General features: G+C 73.8%; 14 protein-coding genes. 6 read left to right on the top strand and 8 right to left on the bottom strand.

Annotation, left to right across the window (positions count from 1 at the left end):
- Positions 1 to 143 precede the first annotated feature (143 nt).
- Positions 144 to 1,484, top strand: a complete 1,341-nt coding sequence (locus KMS84_RS34510) for an MDR family MFS transporter (RefSeq protein ID WP_256920475.1) — start codon at positions 144 to 146, stop codon at positions 1,482 to 1,484.
- 131 nt (positions 1,485 to 1,615) lie between these two features.
- On the opposite strand, the gene KMS84_RS34515 is transcribed toward KMS84_RS34510, so the two are convergent.
- The gene (locus KMS84_RS34515) at positions 1,616 to 2,059 is read right to left on the bottom strand and encodes a DUF2000 family protein (protein ID WP_256920487.1); all 444 of its coding nucleotides are present in this window, start codon (positions 2,057 to 2,059) and stop codon (positions 1,616 to 1,618) included.
- A 283-nt stretch (positions 2,060 to 2,342) separates the two neighbouring features.
- Here KMS84_RS34515 and KMS84_RS34520 point away from each other — a divergent pair, with 283 nt between their 5' ends.
- A complete protein-coding gene (locus KMS84_RS34520) occupies positions 2,343 to 3,191 on the top strand; it encodes a helix-turn-helix transcriptional regulator (protein ID WP_256920476.1) in 849 nt (282 codons plus the stop codon).
- Positions 3,192 to 3,215: 24 nt separating this feature from the next.
- Here the strand turns inward: KMS84_RS34520 and KMS84_RS34525 are convergent, their stop codons facing one another.
- Together KMS84_RS34525 and mshA are read right to left on the bottom strand one after the other, a co-directional pair.
- Positions 3,216 to 3,779, bottom strand: coding sequence for a type III secretion system chaperone family protein (locus KMS84_RS34525; protein WP_438819019.1), 564 nt, complete (start codon positions 3,777 to 3,779; stop codon positions 3,216 to 3,218).
- A gap of 16 nt (positions 3,780 to 3,795) precedes the next feature.
- Positions 3,796 to 5,133 carry a D-inositol-3-phosphate glycosyltransferase gene (mshA, locus tag KMS84_RS34530; protein WP_256920478.1) on the bottom strand — a complete coding sequence of 446 codons (1,338 nt, stop codon included), beginning with the start codon at positions 5,131 to 5,133 and terminating at the stop codon, positions 3,796 to 3,798.
- 222 nt (positions 5,134 to 5,355) lie between these two features.
- On the opposite strand from mshA, the gene KMS84_RS34535 reads away from it, so the two are divergent.
- The 3 genes from KMS84_RS34535 (at position 5,356) to KMS84_RS34545 (ending at position 9,440) form a co-directional block, all read left to right on the top strand.
- Positions 5,356 to 6,174, top strand: coding sequence for a class I SAM-dependent methyltransferase (locus KMS84_RS34535; protein ID WP_256920479.1), 819 nt, complete (start codon positions 5,356 to 5,358; stop codon positions 6,172 to 6,174).
- 276 nt (positions 6,175 to 6,450) lie between these two features.
- The gene (locus KMS84_RS34540) at positions 6,451 to 7,557 is read left to right on the top strand and encodes a C40 family peptidase (RefSeq protein ID WP_256920480.1); all 1,107 of its coding nucleotides are present in this window, start codon (positions 6,451 to 6,453) and stop codon (positions 7,555 to 7,557) included.
- A 374-nt stretch (positions 7,558 to 7,931) separates the two neighbouring features.
- A complete protein-coding gene (locus KMS84_RS34545; protein WP_256920481.1) occupies positions 7,932 to 9,440 on the top strand; it encodes a SpoIIE family protein phosphatase in 1,509 nt (502 codons plus the stop codon).
- Between the two features lie 79 nt (positions 9,441 to 9,519).
- Here the strand turns inward: KMS84_RS34545 and KMS84_RS34550 are convergent, their stop codons facing one another.
- From KMS84_RS34550 to KMS84_RS34565, 4 genes are all read right to left on the bottom strand, one after another.
- A complete protein-coding gene (locus tag KMS84_RS34550) occupies positions 9,520 to 9,858 on the bottom strand; it encodes a DUF2516 family protein (protein WP_285894327.1) in 339 nt (112 codons plus the stop codon).
- A 179-nt stretch (positions 9,859 to 10,037) separates the two neighbouring features.
- Complete coding sequence (locus KMS84_RS34555) at positions 10,038 to 10,721, bottom strand: hypothetical protein (RefSeq protein WP_256920482.1); 684 nt, start codon at positions 10,719 to 10,721, stop codon at positions 10,038 to 10,040.
- Positions 10,722 to 10,892: 171 nt separating this feature from the next.
- The gene (locus KMS84_RS34560) at positions 10,893 to 11,330 is read right to left on the bottom strand and encodes a helix-turn-helix domain-containing protein (protein WP_256920483.1); all 438 of its coding nucleotides are present in this window, start codon (positions 11,328 to 11,330) and stop codon (positions 10,893 to 10,895) included.
- A 126-nt stretch (positions 11,331 to 11,456) separates the two neighbouring features.
- Positions 11,457 to 12,611, bottom strand: a complete 1,155-nt coding sequence (locus KMS84_RS34565) for an FAD-dependent oxidoreductase (RefSeq protein ID WP_256920484.1) — start codon at positions 12,609 to 12,611, stop codon at positions 11,457 to 11,459.
- Positions 12,612 to 12,664: 53 nt separating this feature from the next.
- Between KMS84_RS34565 and KMS84_RS34570 the strand changes: the two genes are divergently transcribed.
- A complete protein-coding gene (locus KMS84_RS34570; RefSeq protein WP_256920485.1) occupies positions 12,665 to 13,357 on the top strand; it encodes a TetR/AcrR family transcriptional regulator in 693 nt (230 codons plus the stop codon).
- 62 nt (positions 13,358 to 13,419) lie between these two features.
- Here the strand turns inward: KMS84_RS34570 and KMS84_RS34575 are convergent.
- A partial coding sequence (locus tag KMS84_RS34575) for a hypothetical protein (RefSeq protein WP_256920486.1) occupies positions 13,420 to 13,827 on the bottom strand: 408 nt, incomplete at its 5' end.

The following is a 13,827-nucleotide window of genomic DNA, read 5'->3' on the forward strand; positions in this document are numbered from 1 at the left end:
GTGGGGAGGGGTGCAGGGATGGCGTGGGAGGTGGAGTGGGGCGCTTCGATTGATTGGATCTGTTAAATGAGTGGCCGGTGATTCCGCTTCCCTCGTAAGTTCTGTGAGCCGCCTGCGCCGCTTACATCCCCGGGGGATCCGCCATGCCTGTCGCCGTGCTGAGACGCGCTGCCCGCGAGACGTTGTCCGGGCTGCCCCGGGAGTTCTGGTGGCTGTGGACCAGCACCCTCGTCAACCGGCTCGGCGCCTTCGTCGCCACCTTCATGGCGCTGTACCTCACCCTGGACCGCGGTTACTCCGCCTCCTACGCAGGGCTCGTCGCCTCGCTGCACGGGCTGGGCGGGGTCGTCTCGTCGCTGGGCGGCGGGGTCATGGCGGACCGGCTCGGGCGGCGGCCCACGCTGCTCGTCGCGCAGACCTCGACCGCCGCCTCCGTGGCGCTGCTCGGCTTCATGGAGGATCCCGTCGCCATCGCCGGCGTCGCCTTCCTCGTCGGCATGGCCTCCAACGCCTCCCGTCCGGCCGTGCAGGCGATGATGGCCGACATCGTGCGGCCCGAGGACCGGGTCCGCGCCTTCTCGCTCAACTACTGGGCCATCAACCTCGGGTTCGCGGTCTCCTCCACGGCTGCCGGGTTCATCGCCGAGGTCAGTTACCGGGCCGGGTTCCTCCTGGAAGCCGGGATGACGCTGGTGTGCGCGGTCGTCGTCTTCCTCAAGCTGCCCGAGTCGCGGCCGGTGCAGTCGGAGAAGAGCGTCCGCGAGGGTGACGCCGTCGGGCTGGGGACCGTCCTGCGTGACGGACGCTTCATGAGCGTCGTCGGACTGTCCTTCCTCGTCGCGCTCGTCTTCCAGCAGGGGGCCGTCGGGCTGCCGGTCGCGATGGGCGCGGCCGGGTTCAGCGCAGCCGACTACGGCATGGCCATCGCGGTCAACGGCGTCCTCATCGTCGCGTTGCAGATCCCGGTCACGCGGTTCATCGAGCACCGGGACGCCCGGCGGCTGCTGGTGATCTCCTCGGTGCTCGCCGGGTACGGGTTCGGGCTGACCGCCTTCGCCGGGTCGGTCGGCGTGTTCGCGCTGACCGTCTGCGTGTGGACCCTCGCCGAGATCGTCAACGCGCCCACCCAGACCGGGCTCGTCGTCCGCCTCTCCCCCGTCCACGGCCGCGGCCGCTACCAGGGCACGTACACGCTCTCGTGGGCCGTGGCCTCCCTGGTCGCCCCGGTGATGTCCGGCCTGGTCATCGACCGGTTCGGCGCGGAATGGCTCTGGGGGATGTGCGCGGTGGTCGGGACGGCGGCGGGCGTCGGCTACGGGGTGCTGATGCGCCGGCTCCCGGACGAGACGCCCACCCCGGCGCCCGCGCCCGCGGCCACGCCGACGGCCGCCCCGGCGAAGGCGACGTCCGTCCCCGCGATGCCGGAGGTCGGCGCCGCGATACCGGAGTCCGACGCCGTGAAGCCGGAGGTCGGCGCCGCCTGAGCAGGACCCGTCCGGCCCGTCCGGCCCGTCCGGCCCATCGGGCGGGGCGGGCCGCCGGGCGGGGCGGGCCGCCGGGCGGGGCGGGCCGCCGGGCGTCACGGGGGTCGCACACGCCACGGACGTCATGGGCGTCACGGGTGCATCCTCGCCCCCTTGAGCACCTTGTCCACCGCGTTCTTCGGGCCGTACAGCGCCAGTCCGACGACGTCCAGCTCGGCCGTCGGCACGGCGCGGACGGCCGCGCGGTTGTCGCGGTCGTTGCCGGTGGCGAAGAGGTCGCTCGTGAACACCGCGCGCGGGAGGGAGCGGGACAGCACGCGCGCGTGGGCGGCCTTCAACGTCTCCTTCGTGCCCTCGAAGACCAGCACCGGCTGACGGAACATCGGCAGACACGGGACGCCGTCCGCGTCCTCGTACGGCTCCCCGATCACCTCGGGGAGCTCCGTGCCGAGCCCGCTGACCAGGAACGCGGTGACGTTCAACCGCTGCCAGGTCTCCAGGTCCTCGCGCAGCAGCACGGCGATCTTCGTGTCGAAGCGGATCGGCTCGGCGTTCCCCGCCGCCTCGGCCGCCACCCCTGCCACACCCGCCACACCCCCCGCAGCCGCCGCAGCCGCCACACCCTTCGCAGGGGTCGTGGGATTCGCGGTGTCCGTGGCCTGCACGGCCGCCGTCGTGCTCGTCGCGCCCGTCGTGCCCGTCGTGCCCGTCGCGCCCATCGCGCCCATCGCGCCCATCGCGCTCGTCGTGTTCGTCGTGTTCGTCGTGTGCATCTTGTTCGTCGTGTTCGTGGCGTTCGCGCTGTCCATACGACGAGACTGCCGGTCGTCTCCGGCCCCGGTCTTGTACGTTCTTTGCATGGCCGCCCAGGACCTGGCCGCACCCGAACCGGCCGCTCGGCCCACGGCCGACGTCCGTGCCTGGCGTCCCCGCGTACCGGGCGTCGTGGAGGTCTTCCACGCCCGCTTCACCGGGTACGCCTACCCGATGCACGTCCACGAGGCGTGGACGCTGCTCATCGTCGACGACGGCGCGGTGCGCTACGACCTGGACCGGCACGAGCACGGGACTCCGCACGACACGGTCTCGCTGCTGCCGCCGCACGTGCCGCACAACGGCTCGCCCGCGACGCCGCAGGGGTTCCGCAAGCGGGTGCTCTACCTCGACGCCGGGGTGCTCGGCGAGGACCTCGTCGGGGCGGCCGTCGACGCGCCCGACCTGCGTGATCCCGTGCTGCGGCGGCGGGTGGGCCAGTTGCACTCCGCGCTCGCCCGGTCCGGCGACGAGCTGGAGGCCGACAGCCGGCTGACGCTGATCGGCGAGCGGCTGCGGGCGCACCTGCGGCCGCGCCGGTCGTCCCCGAGCCTGACGCGTCCCGACCCCGCCCTCGCGCGGCGGCTGCGCGACCTCCTCGACGAACGTGTCGTCACGGGTCTCGCGCTGGACGAGGCGGCGGGTCTGGTCCAGGCCCATCCGGCCCACCTGGTACGGGCGTTCAGCTCGGCGTACGGCATCGCGCCGCACCAGTACCTGACCGCCCGCCGGGTCGACCTCGCCCGCCGGCTCCTGCTCGACGGGCTGCCGCCGGGCGAGGTCGCGGCGGCCTCCGGCTTCTACGACCAGGCCCATCTGACCCGGCACTTCCGCAAGTTGGTGGGGGTGACGCCGGGACGGTACGGGCGTCGGGGCGGCCCCGTCGGCGCGTGAAGGCCGGCGACGCCGGTCAGCCGGTCAGCCGGTCGGGTCGGCGGGCCCCGGGGAGCCCGCCGGGCCGGAAGGGGCGGAGGGCCGTTGCGTCAGGTGGGCGAAGGCGTCCAGGTTGCGGGTGGGTTCGCCGCGGGAGACGCGCCACTCGTACTCGCGGCGGATGGCGCTCGCGAAGCCCAGCTCCAGCAGGGTGTTGAACGCGCCGTCGGCGGCCTCCAGGACCTGGCCCATGAGGCGGTCCACCTCGTCGGCGGTGACCGCGGCGAGCGGGAGGCGGGCGGTCACGTAGACGTCGCCGAGCTGGTCGACGGCGTAGCCGACGCCGTACAGCTTGAGGTTGCGCTCCAGGAGCCAGCGGTGGACGCCGGGCTCGTTCTCGTCGGGGTGGCGGATGACGAAGGCGTTGAGGGAGAGGGAGTGGCGGCCGACGATGAGGGAGACGGTCGTCTTGAGTTTGCGGGTGCCGGGCAGCTGGGCCACGTAGGCGCCGGGTCCGGTGCTCTCCCACTCCAGTTCGGCGTCCCGCAGGAAGGACTCGATCGCCCGCGCGGCGCTCTTGCCCACGTCGCCCCTGTCCACGTCGTCCATGTCGTCCATGTCCACGTCACCCATGCTCGGAGCGTACGCGACGGCGGTGGGACTGGGCCGCGGCCGCGTAGACGTCGGCCGTGGCGGCGGCCGCGGTGTCCCAGCCGAAGGACTGGGCGTGTGCGGCGGCCGCCGCGCCCATGCGGGCGGGCAGGTCGGGGCCGTCGGCGAACCGCGCGAGCACGCGCGCGTAGCCGGCCGGGTCGTGGCCCTGCACCAGGAAGCCCGTCTCGCCGTGCCGGACGGCCACCGGGAGCCCGCCGACGGCGGCGGCGAGCACCGGGGTTCCGGCGGCCTGCGCCTCTATGGCGACCAGGCCGAAGGACTCGCTGTAGGAGGGGACGACCAGCAGCGACGCCGCCCGGAACCAGTCCGCGAGCTGGTCCTGGCCGACGGGCGGCCGGAACCGCACGACGTCCGCGATGCCGAGCCGCGCGGCGAGCTTCTGAAGCCCCTCGGGCTTGCTGAGGCCGCTGCCGCTGGGCCCGCCGACCACGGGGACGACGATGCGGGAGCGGAGCTCGGGGCGCTCGTCGAGCAGGACGGCCACCGCGCGCAGGAGGATGTCGGGCGCCTTCAGGGGCTGGATGCGGCCGGCGAAGAGCGGGATCAGGGCGTCCTGGGGCAGGTCGAGGCGGGCGCGGGCGGCGGCGCGGCCGTCGGCGGGGCGGAAGCGGTCGAGGTTGACGCCGGGGTGCACGACGGCGACCTTCCCGGGCTCGGCGTGGTAGTGCCGTACGAGTTCGTCGGCCTCCTCCGCCGTGTTCGCGATGAGGCGGTCCGCCGCGACGACGATCTGGGTCTCGCCGATGACGCGGGCGGCGGGCTCGGGGGTGTCGCCGTCGGCGAGGTTGGCGTTCTTGACCTTCGCCATGGTGTGCATGGCGTGCACCAGGGGGGCGCCCCAGCGCTGGGCGGCCAGCCAGCCGACGTGCCCGGAGAGCCAGTAGTGCGAGTGCACGAGGTCGTAGTAGCCGGGGCGGTGGCCGGCCCAGGCCTGCATCACGCCGTGCGTGAAGGCGCACAGCTGGGCCGGGAGGTCCTCCTTGGCGAGGCCCTCGTAGGGGCCCGCGTCGATGTGCCGGACGAGGACGCCGGGGGCCAGCTCGACCTTCGGCGGGAGACCGCCGGTGGTCGCGCGCGTGAAGATCTCGACCTCGATGTCGATCGCGGCGAGGCGCTGCGCGAGTTCGACGATGTAGACGTTCATGCCGCCGGCGTCACCGGTGCCGGGCTGGTGGAGCGGAGAGGTGTGCACGGAGAGCATCGCGACGCGACGGGGGCGGCGGTGGAGCCTGAGCCGCGAGGGAGCCGCCGTGGAGCGACGCCCGAGCCTGTTGGCGTACTGGCTCACGGAGCGTTCCTCCTTGCTGCGGGCATGCCGGAAGGAGGGTGTGGCTCGCCCTCCAGGGGGGTGCAACGCCGGAGGGAGCGATTCCCATTCCGGCAGGCCGGGGAAACGGGCGGTTTTTGCCCAGCCGTTACCCTCTGTCGCTCAACCGTTCGAGGCCGGTGTGCGTGGGCCCTCCTCCCGCGCCGGACGGGCCGGCGACGGCGCCGCACTACCCTCTTGGGTATGACATCCCGCGCCTCCGTCCGCCCCGTGGGCACGGTCACGCGCGGGACGACGAACCCCAACCGGCTGCGCCGCATGGACCGCTGGATCGCCGCGACGCACGGCGCCGAGCTGCGACGCGCCGCCGAGCCCGTCGCCGTCGACCTCGGGTACGGGGCCGCGCCGTGGACGGCCGTCGAACTGCTGCACCGGCTGCGTTCGGTCGCGCCCCGCGCGCGGGTCGTCGGCGTGGAGATCGAGCCCGCCCGGGTCGCGGCCGCCGCGCCGTACGAGCGGGAGGGACTGGTCTTCCGGCACGGCGGGTTCGAGATCCCGGTCGCCCGGCGGCCGCACCTCGTACGCGCCGCCAACGTGCTGCGCCAGTACGACGAGGGCGAGGTCGCCGCCGTCTGGGAGCGGCTGTGCGCCCGGCTCGCGCCGGCCGATCCGGCCGCCGGCTCCCGCGGGGGCCTGCTGGTCGAGGGGACCTGCGACGAGATCGGGCGCCGGCACGTGTGGGTGGCGCTCGGCCCCGAAGGGCCCCGCACGGTCACTTTCGCGACGCGGCTCGGCTCCCTGGAGCGGCCCTCGGACCTGGCCGAACGGCTGCCCAAGGCGCTCATCCACCGCAACGTCCCGGGTGAGCCGGTGCACGCGTTCCTGCGCGACTTCGACCGCGCCTGGGCGGCGGCGGCCCCCTACGCGTCGTACGGCGCCCGTCAGCGGTGGATCCGTGCGGTACGGGACCTGACGGCCGACTGGCCGGTGACGGACGGTCCGGCGCGCTGGCGCCAGGGCGAAGTCACCGTGCGGTGGAGTGCGTTGGCGCCCGCGAGCTGAGCGGGTTCGGGGCCGCCGGGAACGATCTCCGTGAGTCGTTCGTCACACAGACCGGGAGATCGTCCCACCGGGGCGGCGAGGAGGGGAAGAACGGAGTCGGCCGGGCGGTCCGAGGTCCGCCGGACCGTCGGTCCACGGATCCGTCGATCCGACGCTCAGCGGATCGGGGCTCCGACGTTCCGTCGCCGCCGCCTCTGTCGTTTTCGGCTGTGACATGGCACGATCCCCCGAGCACCGTAAGTTACTGACGGTTAATCAGTGGTTGGGGGACGGGGTATGGGAACGGGCAAGCGCGGTCTGCTCTCGGTGGCCGTGGCCGTGGTCTGCGCGGTCACCGTGCTGGGAGCCCCCGGCGCCGCCTTCGCGAGCCCGGAGCCCACGCCCAGGGCGACGGCCACGCCCCCGGCAGGCGGCGGCGCCCCCGCCCTCCCGTCGACGGCGACCGCCGACAAGAACCTGGAAGCCGTCCGCGCCCAGCTCGAGACGCTCTACCACGACGCCGCCGTCGCCACCGACGCGTACAACGCGGCGGAGGAGGCGGCCCGGAAGCAGTCGGCGGAGATCGTCGAGCTGGCCAAGAAGATCGTCGCGGGCCAGGAGAAGCTGACCGAGCTCAAGAACCGCGCGGGCGCCGCGGCCCGTGCCCAGTACCGCACCGGCGGCCTCCCGGACGAGGCGCAGCTGATGCTGAGCGACGATCCCTCGCAGTTCCTCGACGGCGCGGGCCGGGTACGCCAGGGACAGCGCGCGACCAAGGGCCTGATCGGCCAACTCGCCCGCACCCAGCAGGACCTGGAGCAGTACGCGAAGGACGCCTCCGCGCAGTGGGCGAAGCTGGAGGCGGGCCGCAAGGTGAAGGCCGCGGCCCAGAAGAAGATCGAGAAGCAGATCGCGCAGGCCGAGAAGCTCCAGTCCCGGCTGGAGAAGAAGGAGAAGGCGCGCCTCGAGGAGTTGGAGCGGCAGGCCGCGCAGAAGGCGCAGACCGCCTGGCTCGACACCGGCATCCTCAAGGAGATCGACGGCGCGGCGTCCGCGCAGGGCAAGGCGGCCGTGCAGTTCGCCACCGCGCAGATCGGCAAGCCGTACGTGTGGGGCGCCGAGGGACCGGACAGCTTCGACTGCTCCGGCCTGACCTCCGAGGCCTGGAAGAGCGCGGGCCGGCCGATGCCGCGCACCTCGCAGGAACAGTGGAAGCAGTTGCCGCACGTCCCCGTCGAGGACATGCGCCCCGGCGACCTGATCATCTACTTCAGCGACGCCAGCCATGTGGCGATGTACGTGGGCGACGGCTCGATCGTCCACGCCCCGCGCCCGGGCCGTACGGTCACGCTCGCCGGGGCGGGCTCGATGCCGATACTCGGGGTCGTCCGACCGGACGCGTGAGCCGGGCGCCCGGCCGGTGCACCGGCCGGGGCGGCTTGGCCGAAGGGCTCCGGTCCGACACCCGGGCCCGGCCGTCGACACGGGCCCGGCGACCCGGGCGCAGGGGGCCGTAGGCGGCGCATGACCTGGGCCACGTGACGCGTGACACCCCTCCCCGGCCCCCAAACCCGGGCGAGACGTGACGTTCGTCATCCCTGTCCGGTTCCCGCCGTGCCCAACTGCGGTACGGAACGCGGCATATGACAGTGGCCAGAGATCAAGCAGCGTGCTTCACACCATTCCGTTGCGACGCCTTCTGCCGCTATGGTCCCCGTCGGTGGGTCGAGGTCCCTCGCCCCCGCCAGCCCTCGGGGGGAGGGAAGGAACCCAAGACGATGCCCGTACCCGTACCGCGGCAGAGAGCGATCCCGGCCGTGGAGAGTGGTCAGGCGCCTGCCGCGCCCGCAGTCGGCGGTCCCTCCAAGGAAGAAACCGTCCGCACCGAAGACGCCGGTCGCAACGAGGCGACGCCGGCCGAGAACGACCCCACGCGCAACGCCGCGCCCGCCGACGGCGTCCACCATGCCGTGAGTCCCACAGGCGTGAGCCCCGCAGGCGTGAGCACGACCGGCGCGAACACGGCCGCTACGAACACGGCCGGTACGAACGCGACCGGTGCGAGCGGTGGCGACGCGGCCTCGGCCGGCGTGGGCCCCGCCCACACCACTCTCACCCTGCTCCTGATCGAGGACGATCCGACGGCCGCCCCGATCGTCCGCGACCTGCGCGACGCGGACGACCGGCCGATGCGGGTGCGCACCGCCCGCAACCTCACCGAGGCCGAGCGGCTGCTCACCGACGACGTCCACTGCATCCTGCTGGACCTCGCGCTGCCCGCCCCGGGACGCGCCTCCTCCGCGGCCGGGAACGACGACGAGCTCGCCGTGCTGCGGCACGTGCTGCGGCTCGCGCCCCGGCACGCCGTGCTCGCGCTCACCGCGTCCGGCGACGCCCAGCGCGGAGCCGAGGCGGTGCGTGTGGGCGCCCAGGACTACCTCTTCAAGGACGAGCTGGACGGGCGGCTGCTGAGCCGCGCGATCCGCTACGCCGTGGAGCGCAAGCGGTCCGACACCGCCGAGCGACGCCTCGCCGAGGGCAAGCTGCGCGCGCAGGAGAACGCCCGGCTGGAACGCGGCCTGCTGCCCACGCCGCTCCTCGAGGGCTCCCTGCTGCGCTTCGCCGCCCGCTACCGCCCCGGCCGCTCGCGTGCGCTGCTCGGCGGCGACTTCTACGACACCGTCCGCACGCCGGACGGCACCGTGCACGCGATGATCGGCGACGTGTGCGGTCACGGCCCGGACGAGGCGGCGCTCGGCGTGGAGCTGCGCATCGCCTGGCGGGCGCTGACCCTGGCGGGCCTGTGCGGCGACCAGCTGCTGAACACGTTGCAGCAGGTGCTGGAGCACGAACGGGACGACGACGAGATCTTCGCGACGCTGTGCACGGTGGACATCGCGCCCGACGGCCGCCGGGCGGGCCTGTGCCTGGCCGGTCATCCCGCGCCCCTGATCGCCCGGCCCGACCGGCCCGCGCGTCTGCTGCCCCACGACAACAACGGTCCGGCCCTCGGGCTGCTGCCGGGTGCGCGCTGGCCGCGGACGCAGGTCGAGCTGGGGGCCGAGTGGAGCCTGATGATGTACACCGACGGCCTGATCGAGGGCCGGATCGGCGCGGGCCGGGAGCGGCTCGGTCAGGACGGCATGGTGGAGATGATCCGCAGGCAGCTCGCCGAGGGGCTGACCGGCGAGGCGCTGCTGCGGGCCGCGGTGAACGAGGTGCGCGAGCTCAACGGGGGCGAGCTGACGGACGACGTGGCGGTCGTCCTGCTGGACCGAGCCCCCTGAGAGGCATCGCGCCCGGCCCGCGCCCGCGCTCGGGCGCCGTCCGGACCCGCCCAGGCCCGCCCGGGCCCGCCCGGCCGGGTCAGCGTCCGCCGTTGTACGGGCCGTAGGGGCCGTCACTGCTGCTTCCGCCGCGCCGGCGACCCCAGCCGCCGCCGCCCGAGACCTGCCTGAGGGCGGGGCGGACGTCCACGAAGAAGACGATCGTGGCGACGAGACCCGCGAGTTGCAGGAACAGCATCGGCACCAGCAGGTTCACCGCGACCGCGATGCCGAGGATGATCAGCCAGAAGCCCTTGTTCTGCTTGTCGGCGGCCCGGTAGGCGTCGTCACGGAACACGGCCGCCATCACCAGGGCCACCACGGCGAGGATCAGCATGGCGAGGTAGAGCAGCCACATCAGCCCCGCGAAGCCTGCCATCAGCACAACGCCCACCACCTGATTCGACGTGTCTCGACCCGACTCGACCTGGTCGTCCCTACGCGGTCACGGTACCCGCAACCACCCTTGCCCTACCCGTACAACGGGCCGGGCACCGTGTCAGTGCCCGGCCCGTGACCGTATGTCGCTGTGCGCCGATTCCTTCGCGGCCGCCGGTCTCACTTGGCGGGCGGCGTGGTCTTCTTCGCGACGGGCTTGCGCACCGGAGCCTTCTTGGCGGCGGGCTTCTTCGCCTCGGCGGCGGGCACGGTGACGGCGGGGGCCGGAGCGGGCTTCGGCGCGGCGGTCTCCTTGGCCTGGAAGGGCGCCGCCTTCGGCTCGGTCTTCGGGGCGGCGTCGGGCTCGACCGCGATCGCCAGCTCCTCGATCTCCTCGGCCGCCTCGCCGCGCCAGGTCCGCACGGCCTGCTCGCCGTGCTCGGCGACCTTCTCGTAGGTCTCACGGGCCTTGACGGCGTACTCGGCGGCGACGCCGACACCGCGCAGCGCGAAGTCCTGGGCGGACTCGCCGAGCTTCTTCAGGTCGGCGTCGAGGGTGCTGCCGAGCTTCTTGATGTCCCCGTCGAGGTTGCTGATGAAGTCGGTGACCTTGGACTGGAGCGACTCCTGCGCCTCCTTGGCGCGGGCGGTCGCCTCCTTGGCGCGGGCGCCGGCCTTCTCCTGCACGCTCTTGGGGTCGGTGTTGCGGACGGCCTCGAAGCGGGCCGGGGCCTCGGAGCGCAGCTGCTCGACCAGGCCGGGCACCTTCTTCGCCTGCTGGAGGGCCAGGTCGGCGGTGCCCGCGGCGAAGTAGAGCGGGGTCGGGTCGCTGAGGGTCTTGCGCAGGTCGTCGGTGATGGCCATGGTGAAGGTCCTCCGGATGACGTTCGTCGTACAGGTCGTGTGCGTCGTGTGCGTCGTGTCGCGTGGTGCGGGCCGAGTACGGCGAACGCCTCGATCACGTCGAGTGCGTGCCGTCGCCCTCGGCCGGGGGTCGTGCGGTTCCGCAGCGGTGCGGCCGGTCCCCTGGTCCGGTCAACCGGCCGTCTGCTGCGGACCGGCGTCGCTCTGCCGTGCCCGGGCGTCCGCGCCGTCCACGTCACCGTGGCCGCGGCCGTCGCTCCCGGTCCCGTTCTCCTTGCGAAAGGACTCGTAGATCTGGAGCAGCGCCAGTTTCTGCGCCTCGGTGAGGGTGGGGTCGGCGAGGATGACCGCGCGGGTCTCCACCTCGTCCCGGTCCCGCTCCGCGTCGAGGATGCCGGCCCGCACGTACAGCGTCTCGGCGGAGATCCGCAGCGCCTTGGCGACCTGCTGGAGCACCTCCGCGCTCGGCTTGCGCAGCCCGCGCTCGATCTGGCTCAGATACGGGTTGGACACCCCGGCGGCGTCGGCGAGCTGCCGCAGCGACAGTTGCGCGGTGCGCCGCTGTTCGCGCAGGTACTCGCCGAGATTGCCGACGTTGAGCGATGCCATGCCTCCACCTTGCACCCCCGGCGCTAACTTTTGCAAGCACCTGCTTGCAAAAGTGCGCCACACCACTCGGGAGGAGCACGCGCGGCGGCCGCGCACTCCTGCCCCCCCCCTCGCCCGCCAGGGGGGTCAGGAAGGCTGGACCTCTTCGAACTGGGCGAGGGCCTCGGCGGGGTCCGGGCTCACCAGGCGTTCCAGACCGGCCGTCGTGATCGCGGCCCACTTGCCGGCTCGCGCCCACATCCGCTCCTCGAAGGCGCGCACGACGCCGTCGAGGGCCTCGGGACCGGCGCTCGCGCCCGGGCCGGATTCCGGGACGGCGGCGATGGCCTCGGCGAGTTCGGCGCCTTCCAGCATCGCGAGGTTCGCGCCCACTCCCAGCGGGGGCATCAGATGGGCGGCGTCGCCCAGGAGCGTCACTGCGGGGACGTGGGTCCAGGTGTGGCCCACGGGCAGGACGTGGAGGGGGCGGTGGGCGAAGACGGCGCCGTGGCGGAGGAGGTCGAGGAGGGGGGCGGCCCAGCCGTCGAACAGCGCCAGCAGGCTCGTCCGCACGGCCTCGGCGTCGGTCAGGTCCAGGTGGGCGTGCCAGTCCAGCGGCGCGCGGAACCGGGCGTACACCTTGACGTGGCCACCGCTGTTGCGCTGCGCGACGAGGCTGCGGTTCGGGCCGTACGCGGCCACGGAGCCGTCGCCGATCAGCCGGGCGAGGCCGGGGTGGCGGGTGTCGACGTCGTCCAGGGAGGTCTCGACGACGGTGATGCCGGTGTAGTGCGGCGTCACCGCCGAGACCGCGGGGCGGACCCGGGAGCGGGCGCCGTCCGCGCCGACGACGAGGTCGAACGTCTCCTCGTGCCCGTCCTCGAAGCGGACGCACGCACCGTCCCCCGCGCGGGCCCCCGGCGTCACGCGCGTCACGCCATGCCCCCATCGCACGTCGACGGGGCCGAGCAGCAGGTCGCGGAGCTGCCCCCGGTCGATCTCGGGGTTGGCCCGCTCGTCCGGGCGGGGCCGCCAGTCGCGCAGGACGTTCCCGGCGGTGTCCAGGATGCGCATGGCCTGCCCCTCGGGACGCGCCAGCGCCTCGAACTCCGCCAGCAGTCCCGCCGCCTCCAGCGCGCGTTGGCCCAGCCCTTCGTGCAGGTCCAGCGTGCCGCCGGGCGGGCGGGCGGCGGGGGAGGGATCGCGTTCGAGCACGGTGACCGGACGACCGTGGCGGTGCAGGACGCGGGCGAGGGTGAGGCCGCCGGGACCGCCGCCGACCACTGCGATGCGATGTCTCATGTCGATACACCGTATTGTCACCGTACGGCGTATCGCAAGAGTACGGTGTGCCCATGACTGTGTGGGACCGGCCGGAGCCGCCGACTCGCCCCGTACCGCTCGACCGGGAGCGGATCGTCGCCGCCGCCGTCGCGCTGGCCGACGCGGGCGGGCTGGAAGCGGTGTCGTTGCGCAAGGTCGCGGCCCGGCTGAACGCCGGCCCGATGCGGCTGTACGGCTACATCTCCACCAAGGAGGAGCTCTTCGACCTCATGGTGGACGAGGTCCAGGCCGAGATCCTGCCGCAGGAGGAGCCCGGGGACTGGCGGGAGGCGCTGCGCGGTCTCGCCCACCGCACCAGGCGGACCGTCCTGCGCCACGAATGGCTGGCCGACCTGCTCGGCGGCCGCCCGAGCCTGGGCCCGAACGGTCTCGCCGTCACCGAGACCACGCTGGCCGCACTCGACGGCCTCGCCGACGTCGACACCGTCATGCGCGCCGTGGAGACGGTCAGCGCCTATTGCACCGGCGCGATCAGGCGCGAGATCGCGAACCTGCGGGCCGAGCGCGCCACGGGCCTGTCCAAGCGCGACTGGCAGCGCGCCTCCGGCCCGCACGTGACGAGGATGCTGGCCACCGGACGCTTCCCGGCTCTGGCCAGGGCCGTGCACGAGGGCACGGACGTGGACGCCGAGGCGTCCTTCGCGACGGGCCTGGACTGGGTCCTCGACGCCGTGGCCGCCCGGCTCACCGGGTCGCGGGCGTGACGTCCGGCTCCGCGGTCGTCCTCACCCGGCCGCCGGCGTGACGCGCGGCTCAGGAGCCGCCCTCACCCGGCCGCGATCCATCGCGCCACCGCCGCGAGGTCGGCGGCGCGCAGGGCGTGGGCGGGGTGGACGCGGTGCAGGAGCGCCCGGGCCGGGTGATGGGCCGCCACCCAGGCGCGGTCCGCGTCGGTGATCTCGTCGTCGAGCCAGACGAAGGGCCGGCCCGCGGCCAGGGTCACCAGGGGCCGCGTCTTCCAGTGGACGCCGGCGGCCGGCGGATCGTCGTCGTCCGGCCAGGCCACGACCGGCAGCGGGGGCAGCCCGAGCCGGGGCGCGAGGACCGTGTTCGCGTCGTCCAGCCAGGTCGTCGCCCACGTCATCGCGCAGCCCAGCGCGAGCAGCCGGGGCCCGAGGGCCGGGTCGAGCCGGGAGAGCAGGGGGTGCGCGGGGGACGGCGGGCCGTACTCGGG

Source organism: Streptomyces hilarionis, assembly GCF_024539675.1.
Classification (GTDB): domain Bacteria; phylum Actinomycetota; class Actinomycetes; order Streptomycetales; family Streptomycetaceae; genus Streptomyces; species Streptomyces hilarionis.

Excerpts from the sequence above, each read along its gene's own strand:
- KMS84_RS34510 (WP_256920475.1), top strand. The coding sequence starts at position 144 with ATGCCTGTCGCCGTGCTGAGACGCGCTGCCCGCGAGACGTTGTCCGGG.
- KMS84_RS34520 (WP_256920476.1), top strand. The coding sequence starts at position 2,343 with ATGGCCGCCCAGGACCTGGCCGCACCCGAACCGGCCGCTCGGCCCACG.
- KMS84_RS34525 (WP_438819019.1), bottom strand. The coding sequence starts at position 3,779 with ATGGACGACGTGGACAGGGGCGACGTGGGCAAGAGCGCCGCGCGGGCG.
- KMS84_RS34535 (WP_256920479.1), top strand. The coding sequence starts at position 5,356 with ATGACATCCCGCGCCTCCGTCCGCCCCGTGGGCACGGTCACGCGCGGG.
- KMS84_RS34540 (WP_256920480.1), top strand. The coding sequence starts at position 6,451 with ATGGGAACGGGCAAGCGCGGTCTGCTCTCGGTGGCCGTGGCCGTGGTC.
- KMS84_RS34545 (WP_256920481.1), top strand. The coding sequence starts at position 7,932 with ATGCCCGTACCCGTACCGCGGCAGAGAGCGATCCCGGCCGTGGAGAGT.
- KMS84_RS34550 (WP_285894327.1), bottom strand. The coding sequence starts at position 9,858 with ATGGCAGGCTTCGCGGGGCTGATGTGGCTGCTCTACCTCGCCATGCTG.
- KMS84_RS34555 (WP_256920482.1), bottom strand. The coding sequence starts at position 10,721 with ATGGCCATCACCGACGACCTGCGCAAGACCCTCAGCGACCCGACCCCG.
- KMS84_RS34560 (WP_256920483.1), bottom strand. The coding sequence starts at position 11,330 with ATGGCATCGCTCAACGTCGGCAATCTCGGCGAGTACCTGCGCGAACAG.
- KMS84_RS34565 (WP_256920484.1), bottom strand. The coding sequence starts at position 12,611 with ATGAGACATCGCATCGCAGTGGTCGGCGGCGGTCCCGGCGGCCTCACC.
- KMS84_RS34570 (WP_256920485.1), top strand. The coding sequence starts at position 12,665 with ATGACTGTGTGGGACCGGCCGGAGCCGCCGACTCGCCCCGTACCGCTC.